General features: G+C 68.3%; 20 protein-coding genes, 1 tRNA gene and 1 pseudogene. 13 read left to right on the top strand and 9 right to left on the bottom strand.

What is annotated here, in order from left to right:
- Window positions 1-138, top strand: a pseudogene (locus tag MKK63_RS17360) (IS630 family transposase); the annotation flags it as partial.
- Between the two features lie 74 nt (window positions 139-212).
- Here the strand turns inward: MKK63_RS17360 and MKK63_RS17355 are convergent.
- Together MKK63_RS17355 and MKK63_RS17350 are read right to left on the bottom strand one after the other, a co-directional pair.
- A complete protein-coding gene (locus MKK63_RS17355) occupies window positions 213-536 on the bottom strand; it encodes a hypothetical protein (protein WP_244003924.1) in 324 nt (107 codons plus the stop codon).
- Window positions 537-627: 91 nt separating this feature from the next.
- Entirely contained in the window at window positions 628-765 is a 138-nt protein-coding gene (locus MKK63_RS17350) for a hypothetical protein (RefSeq protein WP_244003922.1), read from the bottom strand.
- 222 nt (window positions 766-987) lie between these two features.
- Between MKK63_RS17350 and MKK63_RS17345 the strand changes: the two genes are divergently transcribed.
- Window positions 988-1242 carry a hypothetical protein gene (locus tag MKK63_RS17345; RefSeq protein ID WP_244003920.1) on the top strand — a complete coding sequence of 85 codons (255 nt, stop codon included), beginning with the start codon at window positions 988-990 and terminating at the stop codon, window positions 1240-1242.
- Between the two features lie 13 nt (window positions 1243-1255).
- On the opposite strand, the gene MKK63_RS17340 is transcribed toward MKK63_RS17345, so the two are convergent.
- From MKK63_RS17340 to MKK63_RS17320, 5 genes are all read right to left on the bottom strand, one after another.
- A complete protein-coding gene (locus tag MKK63_RS17340; protein WP_244003918.1) occupies window positions 1256-1726 on the bottom strand; it encodes a hypothetical protein in 471 nt (156 codons plus the stop codon).
- Window positions 1723-2235, bottom strand: coding sequence for a hypothetical protein (locus tag MKK63_RS17335; protein WP_244003916.1), 513 nt, complete (start codon window positions 2233-2235; stop codon window positions 1723-1725). The genes MKK63_RS17340 and MKK63_RS17335 overlap by 4 nt, the downstream gene beginning before the upstream one ends.
- 65 nt (window positions 2236-2300) lie before the next feature.
- Entirely contained in the window at window positions 2301-2531 is a 231-nt protein-coding gene (locus tag MKK63_RS17330) for a hypothetical protein (RefSeq protein WP_244003914.1), read from the bottom strand.
- Window positions 2522-2791, bottom strand: a complete 270-nt coding sequence (locus tag MKK63_RS17325) for a hypothetical protein (RefSeq protein ID WP_244003912.1) — start codon at window positions 2789-2791, stop codon at window positions 2522-2524. The genes MKK63_RS17330 and MKK63_RS17325 overlap by 10 nt, the downstream gene beginning before the upstream one ends.
- Before the next feature lie 97 nt (window positions 2792-2888).
- Window positions 2889-2963, bottom strand: a tRNA-Val gene (locus tag MKK63_RS17320).
- Between the two features lie 422 nt (window positions 2964-3385).
- Between MKK63_RS17320 and MKK63_RS17315 the strand changes: the two genes are divergently transcribed.
- The 10 genes from MKK63_RS17315 (at window position 3386) to MKK63_RS17270 (ending at window position 15604) form a co-directional block, all read left to right on the top strand.
- Window positions 3386-5572: a glycosyltransferase family 2 protein gene (locus MKK63_RS17315; RefSeq protein WP_244003910.1), complete on the top strand. Its 2187-nt coding sequence runs from the start codon at window positions 3386-3388 to the stop codon at window positions 5570-5572.
- 155 nt (window positions 5573-5727) lie between these two features.
- Entirely contained in the window at window positions 5728-7062 is a 1335-nt protein-coding gene (locus MKK63_RS17310; RefSeq protein WP_243922265.1) for an MFS transporter, read from the top strand.
- A gap of 202 nt (window positions 7063-7264) precedes the next feature.
- Window positions 7265-8455 (top strand): ubiquinol oxidase subunit II, encoded by a 1191-nt coding sequence (gene cyoA / locus MKK63_RS17305; RefSeq protein ID WP_244003908.1) that lies wholly within the window; start codon window positions 7265-7267, stop codon window positions 8453-8455.
- Window positions 8456-8565: 110 nt separating this feature from the next.
- The gene (gene cyoB, locus MKK63_RS17300; RefSeq protein WP_244003906.1) at window positions 8566-10566 is read left to right on the top strand and encodes a cytochrome o ubiquinol oxidase subunit I; all 2001 of its coding nucleotides are present in this window, start codon (window positions 8566-8568) and stop codon (window positions 10564-10566) included.
- A 4-nt stretch (window positions 10567-10570) separates the two neighbouring features.
- Window positions 10571-11203, top strand: a complete 633-nt coding sequence (gene cyoC, locus MKK63_RS17295; RefSeq protein WP_243922258.1) for a cytochrome o ubiquinol oxidase subunit III — start codon at window positions 10571-10573, stop codon at window positions 11201-11203.
- Complete coding sequence (cyoD, locus tag MKK63_RS17290) at window positions 11200-11604, top strand: cytochrome o ubiquinol oxidase subunit IV (RefSeq protein ID WP_244003904.1); 405 nt, start codon at window positions 11200-11202, stop codon at window positions 11602-11604. The genes cyoC and cyoD overlap by 4 nt, the downstream gene beginning before the upstream one ends.
- A 74-nt stretch (window positions 11605-11678) precedes the next feature.
- Window positions 11679-12416 carry an SURF1 family protein gene (locus MKK63_RS17285; protein WP_244003902.1) on the top strand — a complete coding sequence of 246 codons (738 nt, stop codon included), beginning with the start codon at window positions 11679-11681 and terminating at the stop codon, window positions 12414-12416.
- A gap of 183 nt (window positions 12417-12599) precedes the next feature.
- On the top strand, window positions 12600-14765 hold the full coding sequence (scpA, locus tag MKK63_RS17280; RefSeq protein ID WP_244003900.1) for a methylmalonyl-CoA mutase: 2166 nt from the start codon (window positions 12600-12602) through the stop codon (window positions 14763-14765).
- Between the two features lie 75 nt (window positions 14766-14840).
- Complete coding sequence (locus tag MKK63_RS17275) at window positions 14841-15140, top strand: hypothetical protein (protein ID WP_244003898.1); 300 nt, start codon at window positions 14841-14843, stop codon at window positions 15138-15140.
- 29 nt (window positions 15141-15169) lie between these two features.
- Window positions 15170-15604, top strand: a complete 435-nt coding sequence (locus MKK63_RS17270; RefSeq protein ID WP_244003896.1) for a hypothetical protein — start codon at window positions 15170-15172, stop codon at window positions 15602-15604.
- Window positions 15605-15642: 38 nt separating this feature from the next.
- Here MKK63_RS17270 and MKK63_RS17265 read toward each other — a convergent pair whose 3' ends face one another.
- Window positions 15643-16752 (bottom strand): alpha/beta hydrolase, encoded by a 1110-nt coding sequence (locus MKK63_RS17265; protein ID WP_244003894.1) that lies wholly within the window; start codon window positions 16750-16752, stop codon window positions 15643-15645.
- A 217-nt stretch (window positions 16753-16969) separates the two neighbouring features.
- On the opposite strand from MKK63_RS17265, the gene MKK63_RS17260 reads away from it, so the two are divergent.
- Entirely contained in the window at window positions 16970-18604 is a 1635-nt protein-coding gene (locus tag MKK63_RS17260) for an alpha-D-glucose phosphate-specific phosphoglucomutase (protein ID WP_244003891.1), read from the top strand.
- A gap of 205 nt (window positions 18605-18809) precedes the next feature.
- Here MKK63_RS17260 and MKK63_RS17255 read toward each other — a convergent pair whose 3' ends face one another.
- Window positions 18810-19322, bottom strand: coding sequence for a GNAT family N-acetyltransferase (locus MKK63_RS17255; protein WP_244003889.1), 513 nt, complete (start codon window positions 19320-19322; stop codon window positions 18810-18812).
- Window positions 19323-19461 lie beyond the last annotated feature (139 nt).

The following is a 19461-nucleotide window of genomic DNA, read 5'->3' as shown; positions in this document are numbered from 1 at the left end:
ATCGAGGTGCAGGCCGCCATCAAACGCTTCATCGCCGAGAGTAACGGCAATCCGAAGCCCTTCGTCTGGACCGCCGACCCGGATCGCATCATCCAGGCCGCAAAGCGCGGGCACCAAGTGTTAGACTCGCACCACTAGATCATAGCGCGCGGCGGGTTTCGCATCATCATAGTCCGAAAGCCGGAGACCACCCTTCGGGACGATGCCCGCGCTCAGGCGCAGGCCCGGAAGCCGGACCGCTCGGCCTCCTGGCGGGCGAGGCTGAGGACGCGGCGGCGCGCCTGGCCATCGTCGATCGCCAGCCAGTGGCGCACCAGGGCCAGGAGCTCGCCGGCATCCGCGTCCAGGGATTCCGCGCCCGGGGATTGCGTGTCTGCGACCGCATCGGTGAAGAAGGCCTCGACCGGCCGATCGAGTTCGCGGGCGCGCCGCTCGAGTGTGGCGCTCCGGCGCCCCGACCGATGGGCCGCGGCGCGTTTCCGCGCGTGTCCGGCGGGCAGCGGCTGAGCCGGAGCCACGAGCGTGAACTGAGTCATGCCTCAAAACCGGCCGCGCCCCCGGAGGGTTTCGCCCCCGCGCGGCAGGGTGGCGGCAGGGTAAAGATGACCTTAACGGCTCCGGCCGCCCTCACCAGGTCCGGGGATCGCGGGGGCCGGACAGGTCGGGCAGCGTCTCCCGCTCCGGGGCGACCCATCCGGCCCAGAGCAGCGCCATCACCCCCGTGAGAAGCGGAAGCGCCGTGCTGAGGACGATGCTGAGCGTCAAGGCGATCCTGCCGGCAGAGTGCGAACCGATCCGGCCACCTTGTCCCGGCAGGCGTATGCACGGCCTTAAGGAGATCGATCGCATTGCGGAGGCCGGGCCCGCGGGATGCGGGACAACCCCGCCCGGCGGCGGTCCATCCCGTGCCCCGGGCGGCCGGCTTCATCAGCCTGTTACAGAGCCGTATTACCGGCGGCCCTCGCGGCTGGCGTGAGGAGGGCTCGGATGACGGCGCGTTACTGCATCGATCCGCTCGACCCGTATGCCGAGGCGCAGGTGCTCGTCACCTACCGGGAGGGCCGGCCGCTCCCCGCGCTCACGTCCGTCCTCGACGGCCAGGGCCGCGACCTGCTGCCGGACCTGTCCGAGGCCTGCATCCGGATCCTGCAGCTCGAGATCGCGGTGTATTACAGCCCCGGTGATCCCTTCGCCTGGACGCTGCATGCGGTTGACGTCGCAGCCGCTCCGGCGCTCGCGTAAGGCCCCGGCCGAGTCAGGCCAGGGCCGGTTCCTGGGTCAGGGCGCCGAACTCGCTGACCATGCATTCGTGCATGCGCCGCAGCCACGCCCGCGCCTCGGCGGTCTGGGCCTCCGCCCGCTCGACCCGCTCGGCCGCCGCGCGCACCTGAGCCTCGGCGCGCTCCGCCCGGGCCACAGCCTCGCGCAGCAGGGATTCGGCATGGAGCGCCCGATCCTCGGCGGCGCGCGCGGTCGCGTCCGCTTCCCGAACCGAGCGCTGGGCCTCCCGCATCGAATCCCGAGCGTTCGTCTGAAGGTTGCGCACCCGAGTCGCGAGGCCGCGCACGGCCGTCAGGGAGGCCGACCAGTCGTCGGGCTCAGAGGCCGACTCCGCGGCCGGAATCGGCCCGGAGAACAAAGCCACCACCCGGTCGATCGGATCGCTCCGGCCGTCAGCGGCTCCGAAGGCGGCCGGGGCGCGCGCCGCGAACGCCGCGCCGCTCATGCCGCGGCCTGGTCGGTCATATCGGAGAATTCGGACAGGATCGCTTCCTGGACGCGCCCGAGCCATTCCTCGGCGTGCCGTGCCCGCTCCTCGGCCGCGCGGGCACGGGCCTCGGCCGCTTTGGCGCGCTCTTCGGCGGCGATGACCTGCGCTTCGGCGCGCACCTGGACGTCGCGGGCCTGCATCTCCGCGATGCGGGCCCGCTCGTTGGAGGCGTTGATGTCCTCCCGGACCCGCTCCAGCACGTGCTCGATGCGCTCCTCCCGCTCCCGGGCCTGCGCCTCGACCACGCGCGCCTGTCGGGCGGCGGCCTGGACCCTGTGGATCAGACCGTCCCACTCCTGCGGCGCCGGATTCGTCGGCGTCGGGAGTTCGACCGGATCCGGCATCGACGAGACGACCCGCAGCACGCTGCCGAGGCCGGCTTCGGCCGCGGCGCCGAGTTCCTGCTTGAGTCTCTCCGCGGGCCGGAAGCGCGGGTCGTTCAGAAGCCTCTGCAGCTCGCTCACGGACCTTATGCTCCCTACCGGCCGGATCTGATCCAACTAAACTGGTAAAAATGGTTAACGAAGGGTTAAAACAGGGGCGAGCCCGCGCGAATGTTGGCGCGTACGTGATCCTCGTGATCCTGCGCAGGGTTTCCGCACGACGCCGCGAGTTCATCCCCGGAGATGTGCATCAGCGGCCGGACAGGGATCATGATGTCGAGGGCGACCGGCGGGACGACGATCTCGGGGCGCAGGCAGCGGTCGGCGTGGATCGGGCCGGTCAGCGCGGTGGCCGCCCCGGAGCCCGTCAGCGCCACCGCTCCTTCATGCAGGCGAGGACATAGACGGTGCGCATGCAGCGCTCCTTGTCGTCCTGCGAATGGGCGTTGCCCATGCAGGCATCCATCCCGGTCGTCAGCAGTAGGCGATCGATGTCGTTCTTGGATTCGCAGGTGAAGATCGGCTGGAAGCCCTCGAACCGGCTGACCTGCCAGAAGATCGCGACGAACAGCAGCAGGCAGAAGGCGCAGACGAGCAATCGGCTATCGTAGAACCAGTGCCTGCGCTCGCCGGTCATGACGGCCCTACGAACCTTCAGCTGCGGCTCGTTGAACCCGTGTCAGGCTCGCCGAGCCTGAGACCAATGCGCCGCGGCCGGATGACCGTCTGGCGAATGGTGGAGACGACAGGGATCGAACCTGTGACCTTTCCCATGTCAAGGGAATGCACTACCGCTGTGCTACGTCTCCTTACCGACCGCGATCAGATTCACCGAACCTGGAAGCCATCGAGAAAGCCCGGACTTCTCGGCTGCTCATGAGGAGTGCCGACACCCCTGTCAAGGGAGTGCCCTCCCGCTGAGCGACGCGCCCGGGCCGGAGCCGTGTGGGCTCCGGTGGGCGGGGCCTATAGCCCCTGCCCGGCTGGGGCGCAAGCGGAACCTGTCTTTTGGAAGACGCTGCGCACGGCCGGTCCGTGCGAGGTGCACGGGCTCGGCAAAATGCGCTATGGGCCTGCCGCCCGGCATCCGGCCGCGCCGCAGGGCGCCGGCCCGCCGCCTCATGCTTCGAGACATGAACTGCATCTTCGACCACGATCGGGGTGATTCGACCCGCGAACTCGGATCCGCGGGGGCCGGGATCGTCGCTGCCGCCGACGAGAGTCAGCGCTGATGGCCTCCGCATCGGGCCCCGAGCTGCCCACCTCGCGTCTGCCGCCCGCGCAGATCACGGGATTCGGACGTAAGCCCCGCCCCCTGTCGGCGCGGGTGGCGGCGGACGGCTTGCGCGTGGCGCTGCCGGGGCTCGCGGGACGCTGGGTCGAGATCATCCTGGCGAACGATCCGGCCGAGGGCCGCGACACCGTCCCGGATATCAGCTTCGTCGGTGCTGACGGGCGCCCGGGCTCGCTCCTGCCGCAGGAGGCGCGGGGCGGGGGCGCCTTCGCGTGGATCGGCCGCCTGCCCGAGGACGTCGTCGAACTCCGCGTCGCCGACCCGTCAGGACGGGTGCCGGCCCGGCTGCGCCGGATCGCCCTGCGCCGCCTCGCCCGGCCGATCCTGGCCGGGCGAGGCCTCCTGCGCGAGCCGGGCCTGACCGTGCAGGCCCTGTACTGGCGCGTTCTCGGCAAGAAGGTCCGGGCCCGGGGCTTCCTCGGCCGGGCCCTGCGCCACCGGCGGGTGACCGGCTACGAGGCGTGGCTCGGCACCCACACCCTGCGCCGGCCCGAGCGTGACGGGATCGCCTCCGAGATCGCCGCCTGGGCCGACCCGCCGCTGATCTCCGTGCTGATGCCGGTCCACGACCCCGATCCGAAGGTGCTCAGGGCCGCCCTCGCCTCGCTCGCCGCGCAGCTCTACCCGCACTGGGAACTCTGCGTCGTCGACGATGCCTCGACGCGCCCCGCGATCCCAAAAATCCTGGCCCGGGCGGCCGAGACCGACCCCCGCATCCGCGTCCTGACCCGGGCCGAGAACGGCCACATCGCCCGGGCGACCAACGACGCGCTGGGCCTCGCCCGGGGCGTGGTCTGCGCCTTCATGGACCACGACGACGTGCTCACCGTGGACGCGTTCTACGAGGTTGCCCGGGCGTTGCGTCGCGACCCGGACCTCGTGTTGATCTACAGCGACGAGGACAAGATCGATGGGCGCGGCCGCCGCTTCGACCCGCATTTCAAGGCGGGCTTCGACCGCGAGCTGCTCTACGCGCAGAACTACATCAACCATCTTACGGTGGTGCAGACCGAAGCCTTGCGCGCCGTCGGCGGCCTGCGCCCCGGCTTCGAGGGCAGCCAGGACCACGACCTGTTGCTCCGGCTGACCGACGGCCTCGACCCCGCCCGCATCCGCCACATCCCGCGGGTGCTCTACCATTGGCGCGCCGCGCAAGGGTCCGGCACCTTCTCGGACCGGTCGCTCGCCCGGGCCGAGGCCGCGCGCCTGCGCGCCCTCGAAGAGGTCGTGGCGCCCTTCGGCGGGCGGGTCGAGCGCGGGCCCGGCGGCTTCAACCGTCTGATCCGGCCCCTGCCGGCGCCGCCGCCTCGGGTCTCGGCGATCATCCCGACCCGGGACCGCGCCGAGATCCTGTCGGCGACCCTCGACGGATTGCTGACCGCGACCGATTACCCCGACATCGAGGTGATCATCCTCGACAACGACAGCCGCGAGCCCGAGACCGCTTCCCTGTTCGCCCGCTACCGCGACGATCCGCGGGTGCGCGTCGTACCGGTGCCGGGGGCGTTCAATTTCTCCGATCTCTCCAACCGGGGTGCGGCGGCCGCGACCGGGCCGGTGCTGCTGTTCCTCAACAATGACATCGAGGTGCTGGAGCCGGACTGGCTCACCGAGATGGTCCGCCACGCGGTCCGGCCGGAGATCGGCGCGGTCGGGGCGAAGCTCCTCTATCCGGACCGGACCATCCAGCACGGCGGCATCGTGCTGGGGATCGGGGGCGTGGCCGGTCACAGCCATCTCGGCGTGCCGGACGCGGATCCGGGCTACTTCTGCCGCATGGTGATCGCCCACGAGGTCTCGGCCGTGACGGGGGCCTGTCTCGCCATGCGGGCCGACGTGTTCAGGCAGGTCGGCGGCTTCGACTCAGCCGCCCTGAAGGTCGCCTTCAACGACGTCGACCTCTGCCTGAAGATCCGCCGGGCCGGCTACCGGATCGTCTGGACGCCCTTCGCCCGTTTGATTCACCACGAGTCGAAGAGCCGCGGGGCCGAAGACACGCCCGAGAAGCAGAAGCGGTTCGAGGGCGAGGTGCTCACCATGCTCGACCGCTGGGGCCCGGAGCTGCGCGCCGACCCGTACTACAACATCAACCTGTCACGGAATTCCGCGCACTACCGCGTCTAAGCGGCCGCCCCGACTCGATGGGCGCGCACGGTGCCATGCATGCGTCAGTGGGTGAACTTGCGTCCGAAGCCGGTTGCGATACCTCTGGACATGCCGCAAGAGGCGGTTCCGGCCATGGCGCTCAAACGAGCGCGCGGCGAGGGTGACAATCAGAGATGAGTGCGAATTCCCCGACGGTCACGGGCCTCGAGCGCGACGCCCAGCAGGCAATGGGTGACCACAAGGTCCACCCGAACGAGATCGCCATCGGCGTGGTGATCGGCCGCGCGTCGGAATACTTTGACTTCTTCGTGTTCGGCATCGCCTGCGTGCTGGTCTTCCCGAAGGTGTTCTTCCCCTTCGTCGATCCGCTCAAGGGCACGCTCTACGCCTTCGCGATCTTCGCCCTCGCCTTCATCGCCCGCCCGATCGGCACCGTGCTGTTCATGGCGATCGACCGGCGCCACGGCCGCAGCGTGAAGCTGACCACGGCCCTGTTCCTGCTCGGCGGCTCGACGGCCGCGGTGAGCTTCCTGCCGCGCTACGACAGCATCGGGATCTCGGCGGTCTACATCCTCGCCGGTCTGCGGATCCTGCAGGGCCTCGCGCTGGGCGGTGCCTGGGACGGATTGGCCTCGCTGCTCGCGATGAACGCGCCGCGCGAGCGCCGCGGCTGGTACGCGATGATCCCGCAACTCGGCGCGCCGCTCGGCTTCATGGTGGCGAGCGCCCTGTTCGCGTTCTTCCTGGTCAACCTCGACGAGGCCGACTTCATCGACTGGGGCTGGCGCTTCCCGTTCTACTGCGCCTTCACGATCAACGTGGTCGCCCTGTTCGCCCGGCTGCGCCTCGTGGCGACCGACGAATTCGCCCGGATGATGGACCTCGACCGGCTGCGCCCGGTCCCGGCGCTGGAGCTGTTCCGGCACCATGCGGGCGACGTGGTCCGCGGCGCCTTCGTGCCGCTGGCTGCCTTCGCGCTGTTCCACTTGGTGACGATCTTCCCGATCGCGTGGCTGGCGCTGATGAACACAAATACCCGCTCGCCGGGCGAGTTCCTGATCGTGCAGTTCTCCGGGGCCATCGTGTGCGCCGGCGCGGTTGCCGCTTCCGGGTTGATCGCGGACCAGATCGGCCGCCGCAACAGCCTGATCATGAGCAGCTCGCTGATCGGCTTCTTCGCCCTCGGCAGCATCATCGCGCCGCTCCTGTTCGGTGAGAGCGCCATCGGCCAGACGATCTACGTCACAATCGGCTTCATGCTGCTCGGCCTGGCCTATGGCCAGACCGCGGGTGCGGTGAGCGCCCGCCTCGGCAATCACTACCGCTACACCGGTGCCGCGCTGACCTCGGACTTCGCGTGGCTGCTCGGTGCGGGCTTCGCGCCGCTCGTGGCGCTGTTCCTGTCGCAGCGCTACGGGCTGGCGATGATCGGGGTCTACCTCCTCTCGGGGGCGGTCTGCAGCCTCGTGGCGCTGTTCTTCGATCGCTCGGAAATGCGCCAGATGTAGCCGGTCCGGCCCCGCGGCTCCGGCCGCGCGGCCCCGATGGCTGACAGGAATGCCGCCTCGCGCGGTACGGCTGGAGCGCCGCGTGAGCGGCATATGGGACGCGCCGCGTGAGCGGCTTGGCAGAAGCGCCGCGCAAGCGGCATGGGATAACGAGACGCGTGCTGTGACCTCTACGACCCATCGAGCGGACAGGATCGACATCGTGCGAGCCCGGATCGGCCGTGGGCGGCTCCTCCTGCCGCTCCTTGCCCTACCTCTCCTGACCCTTCTGGGCGGCTGCAACATGGTCGTCCTGCACCCGGCCGGCTACGTGGCCGAGCAGCAGCGCAACCTCGTGCTGGCTGCCACCGGGCTGATGCTCCTGATCATCGTACCGGTGATCGCCTTCACACTGATCTTCGCGTGGCGCTACCGCGCTACCAACGAGGATGCGGTCTACGATCCCGAATGGCACCACTCGACCCAGCTCGAGGTGCTGATCTGGACGGCGCCGCTGATGATCATCATCGCGCTGGGCGCGCTCACCTGGATCGGGACCCACACCCTCGATCCGTTCCGGCCGCTGAGCAAGCTCGACGCCAAGCGCGACGTCCCGGCGGGCACGCAGCCGCTGGAGATCGAGGCTGTGGCGATGGATTGGAAGTGGCTGTTCCTCTACCCGCAATACGGGATCGCCACGGTCAACGAGGTCGCGGCGCCGGTCGATCGGCCGATCCGCTTCAAGATCACCGCCACCGACGTGATGAACACGTTCTACGTGCCGACGCTCGCCGGCATGGTCTACGCGATGCCGGGGATGCAGACCCAGCTCCACGCGGTGATCAACCGCGAGGGCGCCTGGGAGGGCCGTTCGGCCCATTACAGTGGCGCCGGCTTCTCCAACATGTTCTTCAAGTTCCACGGCAAGACCAACGACGGCTTCGACCAGTGGGTCGCCCAGACCAAGGCCAAGGGCGGCGAGCTGACCCAGGAGGCCTATCTGAAGCTTGAGGAGCCGAGCGAGGCCGAGCCGGCGCGCTACTACAAGTCCTACATGAAGGGCCTCTACGACCGGATCATCGGCATGTGCCCCCGGCCCGATCAGATGTGCGTCGGCGAGATGACCAAGATCGACGCCAGGGGTGGCGCGTCCGGCGAGGAGGCCGAGGCCAACTACAAGCGGCTGCAATACGATAACCGCTTAGCCGAGCGCGGTGTCGAGGCGCCGGGTGCGACGGCGCCGGCCTCCGAGACCGGCCCGCACGGCCAGACGCAGCCTCAGGGCATGAAGCCGCGGCCCGACATGGGCAACCCCGATGTCCGGGGACAGAAGGCGCCCGACAGCCAGGGCAAAGGCTCCGGCGAGGGCCAGAGCGAGGGCGGACAGATCGCCCCCAAGCAGCTCAACCAATGATTCGACTGAACCCGTGATGCAACTCGAACCGAAGATGCCGCTCCCGTCGCGAGCGGACCCCACACACGAGACCGGCGGTCGCCGTCGAACCCACTGAACGGGCCGATCCCATGTTCGCAAACCTCGATCTACAGCAACTGCTCTTCGGACGATTTACGATCGAGCAGATCCCCTATCACGAGCCGATTCTGCAGGCGACGTTCGCGGGCGTCGCCGTGGTCGGCCTCGCCGTGCTCGGCGTCATCACCTACTACCGCTTCTGGGGACCGATGTGGCGTGACTGGATCACGTCGATCGACCACAAGAAGATCGGCATCATGTACTGCATCTTCGCGGCGGTCATGCTGCTGCGCGGCTTTGCCGACGCGATGCTGATGCGCTCGCAGCAGGCGGTGGCGTTCGGTGACGAGCAGGGCTTCCTGCCGCCGCACCATTACGACCAGATCTTTACCGCCCACGGCATGATCATGATCTTCTTCGTGGCGATGCCGTTCGTCACCGGGATGATGAACTTCGCCGTGCCGTTGCAGATCGGCGCCCGCGACGTCGCCTTCCCGTTCCTCAACAACTTCAGCTTCTGGATGACGGTCGCCGGCGGCATGCTGGTAATGGTCTCGCTGTTCGTGGGTGAGTTCTCCCGCGCCACGTGGCTCGCTTATCCGCCGCTCTCCGGGGCGGCGATGAGCCCCGGCGTCGGCGTCGACTACTACATCTGGGCGCTGCAGATCGCCGGTATCGGGACCTTGCTGTCGGGCATCAACCTGATCGCCACCATCGTGAAGATGCGGGCGCCCGGCATGACCATGATGAAGCTGCCGATCTTCGTCTGGTCGTCGCTGTGCACCAACATTCTGATCGTGGCCGCCTTCCCGATCCTCACGGCCGTTCTCGCGATGCTGTCGCTCGATCGCTACGTCGGCACGCACTTCTTCACGAACGACCTTGGCGGCAACGCCATGCTGTACTTCAACCTGATCTGGATCTGGGGCCACCCGGAGGTCTACATCCTGATCCTGCCGGCGTTCGGGATCTTCTCGGAGATCACCTCGACCTTCTGCGGCAAGCGTCTGTTCGGCTACACCTCGATGGTCTACGCGCTGGTGGTGATCACCATCCTCGCCTACCTCGTGTGGCTGCACCACTTCTTCACGATGGGCTCGGGTGCGGACGTGAACTCGTTCTTCGGGATCACGACCATGATCATCTCGATCCCGACCGGGGCGAAAATCTTCAACTGGATGTTCACGATGTACCGCGGCCGGATCCGGTTCGAGGTGCCGATGCTCTGGGTGGTGGCGTTCATCGTCACCTTCGTGATCGGCGGCATGACCGGCGTGCTGCTGGCGGTGCCCCCGGCCGACTTCGTGCTGCACAACTCGCTGTTCCTGATCGCGCACTTCCACAACGTGATCATCGGTGGCGTGCTGTTCGGCATGTTCGCCGGCGTGACCTTCTGGTTCCCCAAGGCCTTCGGGTTCAAGCTCGACGAGTTCTGGGGCAAGGTCGCCCTCGTGTTCTGGGTGACCGGGTTCTACGTCGCCTTCATGCCGCTCTACGTGCTCGGCCTGATGGGCGTGACCCGGCGCATGCAGCACTTCGACGACCCGTCGCTGCAGATCTGGTTCGTGATCGCCGCCATCGGCGCGGTGCTGATCGCGTGCGGTATCGCCTCGCAGGTCGTGATGTTCGTGGTCTCGATCCGCAACCGCGACAAGCTGCGAGACCTGACGGGCGATCCGTGGGGCGGCCGGACACTTGAGTGGTCCACCTCCTCGCCGCCGCCGGACTACAACTTCGCGTTCACGCCCGTCGTCCACGATTCGGACGCGTGGTGGGACATGAAGAACCGCGGCTTCGCCCGCCCGATGACGGGCTACAAGCCGATCCACATGCCCAAGAACACCGCGGCCGGCGCGATTCTGGCGGGTCTGAACTTCGTCTTCGGCATCGCGATGATCTGGTACGTCTGGTGGCTGGCGGCGCTCAGCTTCGTGGCGATCTTCGTCGTCGCGATTGCCCACACCTTCAATTACAACCGCGACTACTACATCCCCGCCGACACCGTCAGCCGGACGGAAGGTCAGCGGACGCGTGAGCTGGAGATGGCGTGATCCCATGATGCACGCGGAGACTGCACCCCCCGGCGCCGCGGCGCCGGTGTTCTACCAGACCGACGAGGAGGGCCATCATTCCGAGGGCTCGACCATGCTCGGGTTCTGGCTCTACTTGATGAGTGACTGCCTCATCTTCGCGACCCTGTTCGCGACCTACGGGGTGCTCGGGCGCAGCTACGCGGCCGGCCCCACCCCGAAGGAGCTGTTCGACCTGCCGGGCATCGCGGTGAACACCGCCATGCTGCTGTTCTCGTCCATCACCTACGGCTTCGCCATGCTGGAGATGGACCGGGACCGGGTGAAGCAGACGCAGATCTGGCTCGCCGTCACCGGCCTGTTCGGCGCAGCCTTCGTGGCGCTGGAGATCCGGGAGTTCGTCCACCTGTTCCACGAGGGCGCGCCGCCCTGGCGCAGCGCGTTCCTGTCATCGTTCTACACCCTGGTGTCGACCCACGGCCTGCACGTCTCCATGGGCATCCTGTGGCTGATCGTGCTGATGGTGCAGGTCGGCAAGCGCGGCTTGATCGTCGAGAACAAGCGGCGGCTGATGTGCCTGTCGATGTTCTGGCACTTCCTTGACCTTATCTGGATCGGCGTCTTCACCGTCGTCTACCTGATGGGAGTGCTCGAATGAGCGCCGACGCACGCCACCTCACCGGTCACGGTCAGGACACGCACGATTCCCACGCCCACAGCTCGGGCGGGCACGGGACCGTCCAGAGCTACATGACCGGCTTCGTCCTGTCGGTGATCCTGACGGTGATCCCGTTCTGGCTGGTGATGGGCAATGTGCTCGACAACAGCCTCGTCACTACCTTGGTGATCCTGGCGCTGGGCGGCGTCCAGATGGTCGTGCACGTTGTCTACTTCCTGCACATGAACACGAAGTCGGAGGGCGGCTGGACCTTTCTGGCGCTGATCTTCACCATCATGGTGGTGGTGATCATGCTGGCTGGCTCGGTGTGGGTGATGTACCACCTCAATCACAACATGATGCCGATGGACGCCCACGACGTCATGAACAACGCCCGCTGAGCGGGCGCGCGACAGTGGACCCGTCGGGGTCGGCGGGGGGCTCCGGTGCGGACCCCTCCCCGGCCCCGTTGTCGTTGGGGCGACGCATCGTGTTCGGGGCCGCCGCGGCGCTCGTATTCGTGGTGCTCGTCGGGCTGGGCACCTGGCAGGTTCAGCGCCGGGCCTGGAAGCTCGACCTGATCGCCCGGGTGGATGCCCGGGTCCACGCGCCGGCGATGCCGGCCCCCGGTCCCGCCGAATGGCCGCGGATCGGCCCCGACGACGCCTACCGGCACGTCACGGTCTCGGGCACCTTCCTGCACGATCGCGAGACCCTGGTTCAGGCGGTGACCGAGCGCGGCGGCGGCTTCTGGGTCGTGACGCCGCTGCGCCGCTCCGACGGCAGCCGCGTGCTGATCAATCGCGGCTTCGTGCCCGGCGACCGCCGGGATCCGGCGACCCGGGCGGCCGGGCAGGTGGCGGGCGAGACCACGGTGACCGGTCTTTTGCGGGTGACCGAGCCGAAGGGCGCGTTCCTGCGCTCCAACGCTCCGAAGGACGACCGCTGGTATTCCCGCGACGTCGCGTCCATCGCAGCGGCCCGGGGACTCTCTGATGTCGCCCCCTACTTCGTGGATGCCGACGCGACGCCCAATCCCGGCGGCCTGCCGGTGGGCGGGCTGACGGTGATTGCCTTTCCCAACAGCCACTTGGTCTACGCGCTCACGTGGTACGGGATGGCGCTGACGCTGGCGGGGGCAATGGTCTACCTGCTGCGGAGCGGGCGCAGGGACAAACAGGTTTCCAAAGGGCGTGAGCCCTTTGGCGGGTGATCAGGGCGGAGCCCTGATGTCTGTGGGACTCCGCGCCGCCGCAGGGCTCTGCCCTGCACCCGCAAAAGGTCGAGACCTTTTGAATCCGGACGAGAGGCACGGTGCGGGATCGACCTGAGGGGAGTAGCCCGCTCCGAGCACGTCCCTATAATGGCATGACAAACGCCATAACGAGTCAACGCCATGACCTCCCGCATCCCGAACTTCGCCGACATCCCGCTCGCCGGCGAATCGCTCGCGGTCGCGGCGCCTGTGCTCGGCGAGCCCTGGATGACGCCGGAGGGCATCCCGGTGAAGGGCCATTACGGGCCTGAGGACCGGGCGGGCATCGAGTTCCTCGACACCTATCCCGGCGTCGCACCGTTCCTGCGCGGCCCCTACCCGACCATGTACGTCACCCAGCCCTGGACGATCCGGCAATATGCCGGCTTCTCCACGGCCGAGGATTCGAACGCCTTCTACCGGCGCAACCTCGCGGCCGGGCAGAAGGGCCTGTCGGTGGCCTTCGACCTCGCCACGCACCGGGGCTACGATTCCGACCATCCCCGCGTCTCGGGCGATGTCGGCATGGCGGGGGTCGCGATCGACTCGATCTACGACATGCGCACGCTGTTCTCAGGGATTCCCCTCGACGAGATGACCGTGTCGATGACGATGAACGGCGCGGTGCTGCCGATCCTCGCCCTCTACATCGTCGCCGCCGAGGAGCAGGGCGTGCCGCCGCAGAAACTCGCCGGCACGATCCAGAACGATATTCTCAAGGAATTCATGGTCCGCAACACCTACATCTATCCCCCCAAGGGATCGATGCGGATCATCTCGGATATTTTTGCGTATACCTCGAAAAATATGCCGAAGTTCAACTCGATCTCGATCTCCGGCTACCACATGCAGGAGGCCGGGGCGACGAACGACCTGGAGCTGGCCTACACGCTGGCCGACGGCGTCGAGTACATCAAGGCGGGGCTGGCGGCCGGGCTGACGATCGACCAGTTCGCCCCGCGCCTGTCGTTCTTCTGGGCGATCTCGACCAACTTCTTCATGGAGATCGCCAAGATGCGAGCCGCGCGCCTGATCTGGGCGAAGCTCGTGAAGGGGTTCGATCCCAAATCGGAGAAATCGCTGGCGCTGCGCACCCACTCGCAGACATCCGGCTGGTCGCTCACCGCGCAGGACGTGTTCAACAACGTCACCCGCACGAACATCGAGGCGATGGCGGCGACGCAGGGCGGCACCCAGTCGCTCCACACCAACGCGCTCGACGAGGCGCTGGCCCTGCCCACCGACTTCTCGGCCCGGATCGCCCGCAACACCCAGCTGTTCCTGCAGCAGGAGAGCGGCACCAGCCGGATCGTCGATCCCTGGGGCGGCTCCTACTACGTCGAGAAGCTCACCGCCGACATGGTCGCCCGGGCCTGGGAGCATATGCGCGAGGTCGACGGGCTCGGTGGCATGGCCAAGGCGATCGAGGCCGGCATCCCCAAGCTGCGGATCGAGGAGGCTGCGGCCCGCGCCCAGGCGCGGATCGATTCCGGCCGCCAGACCATCGTCGGCATCAACAAGTTCCGGGCCGACGACGACATGGCCATCGACCTGCTGCGGGTCGACAACGGCAATGTCCGCCGGCTGCAGATCGACAAGCTCAAGCGCCTGCGCGCCGAGCGCGACGAGGCCGCGGTCACGGCCCGGCTCGATGCGCTGACCCGGGCCGCGGACGGCGCCGGCAACCTGCTGGAACTCGCCGTCGAGGCCGCCCGCGCCAAGGCGACGGTGGGCGAGATTTCCGAGGCCTTGGAGAAGGCCTGGGGCCGGCACCGCGCCGAGATCCGCTCGATCTCTGGCGTCTACAAGCGCGAGGTGGGGGGCATGTCGCCTGTGGTCGAGGAAGTCCGGGCGCTTGTCGAGGCGTTCGAGGAGAATGACGGCCGCCGGCCGCGCATCCTGGTCGCCAAGATGGGCCAGGACGGGCACGACCGCGGCCAGAAGGTGATCGCCTCGGCCTTCGCCGATCTCGGCTTCGACGTGGATATCGGGCCGCTCTTCGCCACGCCGGCCGAGGCCGCCCGGCAGGCAGTGGAGAACGACGTCCACATCGTCGGCGTCTCGTCGCTGGCGGCCGGTCACCTGACCCTGGTGCCGGAATTGAAGGCAGCGCTCACCGAGCAGGGCCGGGACGACGTGATGATCGCCATCGGCGGCGTCATCCCGCCGGGCGACTACGCGGCGCTGACGGAGGCCGGCGCGGCGGCGATCTTCCCGCCCGGCACGGTGATCGCCGAGGCGGCGGTCAAGCTGATCCGGGCGCTGAACGAGCGGCTGGGGTATGAGGCCCGGCAGGCGGCGGAGTGAGGAGGCTCGCGCAGTCCGTGCGAGTCATTTGCGCCCCAAACCGTCCGCCGGGTAGATTAAGGGACAGGCGGACGGATGGACGCGGAGTCGATCGTGGACGTGAAACAAGCTATCGCGACGGCGTGCGATTATCTCAGGGCCGTCTTCTCGGATGAGCCGATCTCAGATCTGCGACTCGAGGAAGTGGCGTTCGATAAACGCGACGATGCGTGGTTGATAACATTTGGCTTGCTGCGGCCGGGGGATGAGAATGCGGCGCGTTGGGGCGCGTTCGCCGGCGCGAGCCCGTTGACGCGAACCTACAAGGTTGTCCGCATCCCCGGCGACGAGACCGAGCTGCCCTCGATCAAGATCCGTGAACTGGCCGAGGGATGACGCGGTCCGTTCTTCTGGATACGTAGCTGATGGTCCTACTGGCCGTCGGTCTGACCTCCGCCGGGATCATCGCGAAGCACAAGAACCTAACCGAGTTCACCCGTGACGACTTCGATCTCCTTCTGTTTCTGCTCGGTCGTGACGCTCGGCTGATCCTCCTGCCCAACACGGTGTCCGAGGCGGCCAACCTGCTGCGTCACCACAGGGGTCCCGAGCGGAAAGCCATCATGGAGACATACGCGCGCCTGATCACGGCCAACCGCGAATATTATATTGCGAGTACTGTTGTCACCGCGCGCAAGGAGTATTATCGGCTCGGCATTGCCGATGCCGCGATCCTCCAATGCGGCGCGCCCGATCGTGAGATCCTGACCGCCGATGCCGGATTGTACATCGCGGCGATGCAACTCGGGATGCATGCGACGAACTTCAATCACAAGCGCGAGGAATTCGGCCTCGTCTGAAGGCTCCGCGCCGTCGGCGGCGGCGCGGAGCCAGCCCGTCAGTTCAGCGCCTGCGGGTCCGCCTCCGTGAGGAAGGCCCCGACTTCGTGGAGAAACTGCATGCGGTTCTTCTCCATCATCACCGTGTGGGTGCCCTCCCCCAGTTCGACGAAGCGCTTGTAGGGGGCGTGTGTGAGCTTGGTGAAGTATTCCTGCGCCTGATAGCTCGGCAAATCCGCATCCCACTCGGCGTGGATGATCAGCACCGGCACGCGGATCTCGCCCGGATCGTAGAGCGGCTTGCCGGCCGCCCAGTAGGCATCCTTATCGGCGACCGTGCCGTTCGGCGCGCGCAGGACCGGCGGCGATTGTTTCGCGCCGACCGGATCGGTCGCGAAGGTCGCGTCGGCCCATTGGTCGAACCAGCCTGCCGGGATCAGGTCGGCCTTCTTGTCCTCGGGCACCCCGGTCAACCAGCGCGCCCGGGCGCTGTCCCGGCTGACGGTCCGATAGGCGCCCACCGGGCCGCCGCCGCCGATCAGGCCGGGCGTGCGCGCCAGCCATTGCGGCGCGTAGAGGACGAGCCGGTTGACCTTGTCGGTGTGGGTGCTGGTGTAAAGCCCCATGGTGGAGGTCCCCCAGGACCAGCCCATCAGGTCGAGTTTCTCCACGTTGCGCCGCTTGGTGATGAAGTCCACCACCTGCCCGACCACCTTGGCGGCGTCGGGAGTGCGCATGAGCGGCGGGTTGTCGGCCGGCGGCACGTCCATGGCGGCCGGGCGCCCGGACAGGCCATAGCCCGGCAGGTCCACGCAATAGACGTCAAAGCCCAGGCCCGCGAGGTAGTCCATGGCCGACATCCCGCCGAGCGGCAGGTCGAAGGCTGTGGAGGACGGGTAGGTGGAGCCGTGCACGTAGAGCAGGATCCGGTCGCCCGGGAACCGGTCGATCCCGGCCGGACGCTTGTTGCGCACGTAGATCTCGACGCCCGGCTCGCTCCAGGGCAGGCGGAATTCCTCCGTTGCCAGTCGGCTCGACGGGGCCGCCGCGGGGGCCGGCGTCGCCGCGACCGCCAGACCGGCGGTGAGCGCCCCGACCAGCTGGCGCCGGGCCAAGCCCCGGCCCGGCCACGTCTCGTTCGGATCGGTCTGCGCTTGTTTGTCCGCCATGGTGTCCTCCGGCCCGCCTTGTCTGGCGGATCGAGAGATTCAACCGGGGGTTCTGGGCCGGCGCAACGCCGCGCGGCGTTGGCCGGCCGACAAGCGGCGGATTCCGTCGCCCGATCCGACGAAACGCCGTGAAAAAAGCCCGCCCCTGTCGCTGAGGCTGGTGACGCCGCGCCTCCGGGCGGGCATTGAGGCGCAAGATTCCGGGAGACGCCCGTCCATGACGACTCCGACCACGATCGCCACCACGCCCTTCCCCGACCAGAAGCCGGGGACCTCCGGCCTGCGCAAGAAGGTGCCGGTGTTCCGGCAGCCGAACTACGTCGAGAACTTCGTCCAGGCGATCTTCGACACCCTGCCCGATAAGGCGGGGGCCACCCTGGTGCTCGGCGGCGACGGCCGGTTTCTCAACCGCGAGGTGGTGCAGAAGACGCTGCGGCTCGCCGCCGGCAACGGCTTCGGCCGGGTGCTGGTCGGGCGCGGCGGCCTGCTCTCGACGCCGGCCGCCTCCTGCGTCATCCGCAAGGCCAAGGCGCTCGGCGGCATCATCCTGTCGGCCAGCCACAATCCGGGCGGGCCGGAGGGCGATTTCGGCATCAAGTTCAACGCCGCCAATGGCGGCCCGGCGCCCGAATCCGTCACCGACGCGATCTTCGCGCGCGCCAAGGCGCTGACCGAATACCGCCTGGTCGAAGCCCCGGACCTCGACCTCGACACGCTCGGCGAAACCCAGCTTGGCGCCATGATGGTTACGGTGATCGACCCGGTGGCCGACTACGCCGAACTGATGCGCACGCTCATCGACTTCGACGCGGTGTCGCGCCTGTTCGCCTCGGGCTTCCGCATGCGCTTCGATGCCATGAGCGCGGTGACCGGCCCCTACGCGACGGCGATCCTCGAAGGAATGCTCGGCGCGCCGAAAGGCACGGTGGTCAATGCCGAGCCGAAGGAGGATTTCGGCGGCCACCACCCGGATCCGAATCCGGTCCACTGCCACGACCTGTTCGACCTGATGCAGGGGCCGGACGCGCCGGATTTCGGCGCCGCCTCGGATGGCGACGGGGACCGCAACATGATCGTGGCGCCTAGCCTGTTCGTGACGCCGAGCGACAGCCTCGCGCTGCTCGCCGCCCATGCCCACCGGGCGCCGGGCTACGCGGGCGGGCTGGCGGGCGTCGCGCGGTCCATGCCCACGAGCCGCGCCGCCGACCGGGTCGCGGCCGCGCTCGGCATCAAGGCCTACGAGACCCCCACCGGCTGGAAGTTTTTTGGGAATCTGCTCGATGCCGGGCTGATCACCCTTTGCGGCGAGGAGAGCGCCGGCACCGGCTCGAACCACGTGCGTGAGAAGGACGGGCTCTGGGCCGTGCTGCTCTGGCTCAACATCCTGGCCGCGACGGGCGAGCGGGCCGACGCGCTGGTGCGGGCGCATTGGCGGACCTACGGGCGCGACTATTACGCCCGCCACGACTACGAGGAGGTGGAGTCCGACGCCGCCAACGGCCTGATGGACGCGCTCCGTGAAAAACTCGCTGGGCTGCCGGGCACGCGGATCGGCGATCTCACGGTGTCGACCGCCGACGAGTTCGCCTACCGCGATCCAGTGGACGGCTCGCTGACCGAGCGCCAGGGCATCCGGATCGGCTTTGCCGAGGATGCGCGCGCCGTATTCCGGCTCTCGGGCACCGGCACCGCCGGGGCGACGCTGCGGGTCTATCTGGAGCGCTACGAGAACGCACCGGACCGGCTCGACCTCCCCGTGGCCGAGGTGCTCGCCTCTGTTGTGGCGGCGGCCCGCACGCTCGCCGAGATCGCACCGCGTACCGGCCGGCCTGAGCCGAGCGTGGTGACCTAAAACGGGGTTTCCAAAGGGAGAGCCTTTTGGCGGGGTTCGGGGGCGGAGCCCCCGAGATCGGGCGAAGCCCGGCACCAGGGCTCTGCCCTGGACCCGCAAAAGGTCGAAGGCCTTTTGAAACCGGGACTTTCTGCCGACGCGCCTGACCCGCCAGCCCGCCCGCTGACGGGCCGGCGATGGTGCCGCGGAACGACGGCATCGTCCATCAGGGCGCACCCGCACGATCGCCCGAGGGGGCATCGCCCAGCACCTTCACCATGTGCACGGTGATGTCGTCGTCCCGGGTCCGGCCCGGGCCGGCATAGGGCTCCTCCCGCTCCACCCGGTAGCCGAGCGCGCCGTAGAGGCGCAGGTTCGCAACGTATTTCTTGTTGGTGTAGAGGCGCAGCTGCGCCAGCCCCGCCTCCCCGGCAATCCCCTCGGCGAGGCCGAGCAGCCGGGTGCCGAGGCCCCGCCCCTGGAAGGCCGGATGCACCGCCACGTTGACGATCAGCAGGTGGTCGGTCTCGACCTCGGTCTCGATCAGCGCGGCGAGGTCCGCGTCGGCCCGCAGCAGATCGAACCGGTGGGTCCGCACGGCCTCGGCGTAGTCCGCCTGCATCGGTGTCGGCAGGCGCCCGATCACCGGGATCCACTTGGTGTAGGCTGCCTCGACCAGCGCGCGGATCGCCTCCGCGTCCGCCGGATCCCCGCGCCGGATCGCAATCGTCTCGTCCACCAAGCGACCTCCTGTGGTTGACCGCGGCGCCCCCGTCCCTTAAGACGCAGCCCGTCGATGGGGCTCCGCACGGGGCCCCTTGGCGTTTTCATGCGCACCCGTGGGCGGGATCCTCCCGCCCTGTCGTCCCCGACATCCT

The sequence above is a fragment of the Methylobacterium sp. J-088 genome, assembly GCF_022829295.1.
Classification (GTDB): Bacteria; Pseudomonadota; Alphaproteobacteria; order Rhizobiales; family Beijerinckiaceae; genus Methylobacterium.
The sequence above is the reverse complement of the archived record's forward strand: the minus strand, read 5'-3'. Positions and strand labels throughout refer to the sequence as shown.

What these genes read in the sequence shown, in the direction of transcription:
- MKK63_RS17275 (WP_244003898.1), top strand. Translation starts at nt 14,841, where the DNA reads ATGGACGCGGAGTCGATCGTGGACGTGAAACAAGCTATCGCGACGGCG.
- MKK63_RS17315 (WP_244003910.1), top strand. Translation starts at nt 3,386, where the DNA reads ATGGCCTCCGCATCGGGCCCCGAGCTGCCCACCTCGCGTCTGCCGCCC.
- MKK63_RS17340 (WP_244003918.1), bottom strand. Translation starts at nt 1,726, where the DNA reads ATGAGCGGCGCGGCGTTCGCGGCGCGCGCCCCGGCCGCCTTCGGAGCC.
- cyoD (WP_244003904.1), top strand. Translation starts at nt 11,200, where the DNA reads ATGAGCGCCGACGCACGCCACCTCACCGGTCACGGTCAGGACACGCAC.
- MKK63_RS17260 (WP_244003891.1), top strand. Translation starts at nt 16,970, where the DNA reads ATGACGACTCCGACCACGATCGCCACCACGCCCTTCCCCGACCAGAAG.
- cyoB (WP_244003906.1), top strand. Translation starts at nt 8,566, where the DNA reads ATGTTCGCAAACCTCGATCTACAGCAACTGCTCTTCGGACGATTTACG.
- MKK63_RS17310 (WP_243922265.1), top strand. Translation starts at nt 5,728, where the DNA reads ATGAGTGCGAATTCCCCGACGGTCACGGGCCTCGAGCGCGACGCCCAG.
- MKK63_RS17270 (WP_244003896.1), top strand. Translation starts at nt 15,170, where the DNA reads ATGGTCCTACTGGCCGTCGGTCTGACCTCCGCCGGGATCATCGCGAAG.
- MKK63_RS17325 (WP_244003912.1), bottom strand. Translation starts at nt 2,791, where the DNA reads ATGACCGGCGAGCGCAGGCACTGGTTCTACGATAGCCGATTGCTCGTC.
- MKK63_RS17355 (WP_244003924.1), bottom strand. Translation starts at nt 536, where the DNA reads ATGACTCAGTTCACGCTCGTGGCTCCGGCTCAGCCGCTGCCCGCCGGA.
- MKK63_RS17345 (WP_244003920.1), top strand. Translation starts at nt 988, where the DNA reads ATGACGGCGCGTTACTGCATCGATCCGCTCGACCCGTATGCCGAGGCG.
- MKK63_RS17265 (WP_244003894.1), bottom strand. Translation starts at nt 16,752, where the DNA reads ATGGCGGACAAACAAGCGCAGACCGATCCGAACGAGACGTGGCCGGGC.
- scpA (WP_244003900.1), top strand. Translation starts at nt 12,600, where the DNA reads ATGACCTCCCGCATCCCGAACTTCGCCGACATCCCGCTCGCCGGCGAA.
- cyoC (WP_243922258.1), top strand. Translation starts at nt 10,571, where the DNA reads ATGATGCACGCGGAGACTGCACCCCCCGGCGCCGCGGCGCCGGTGTTC.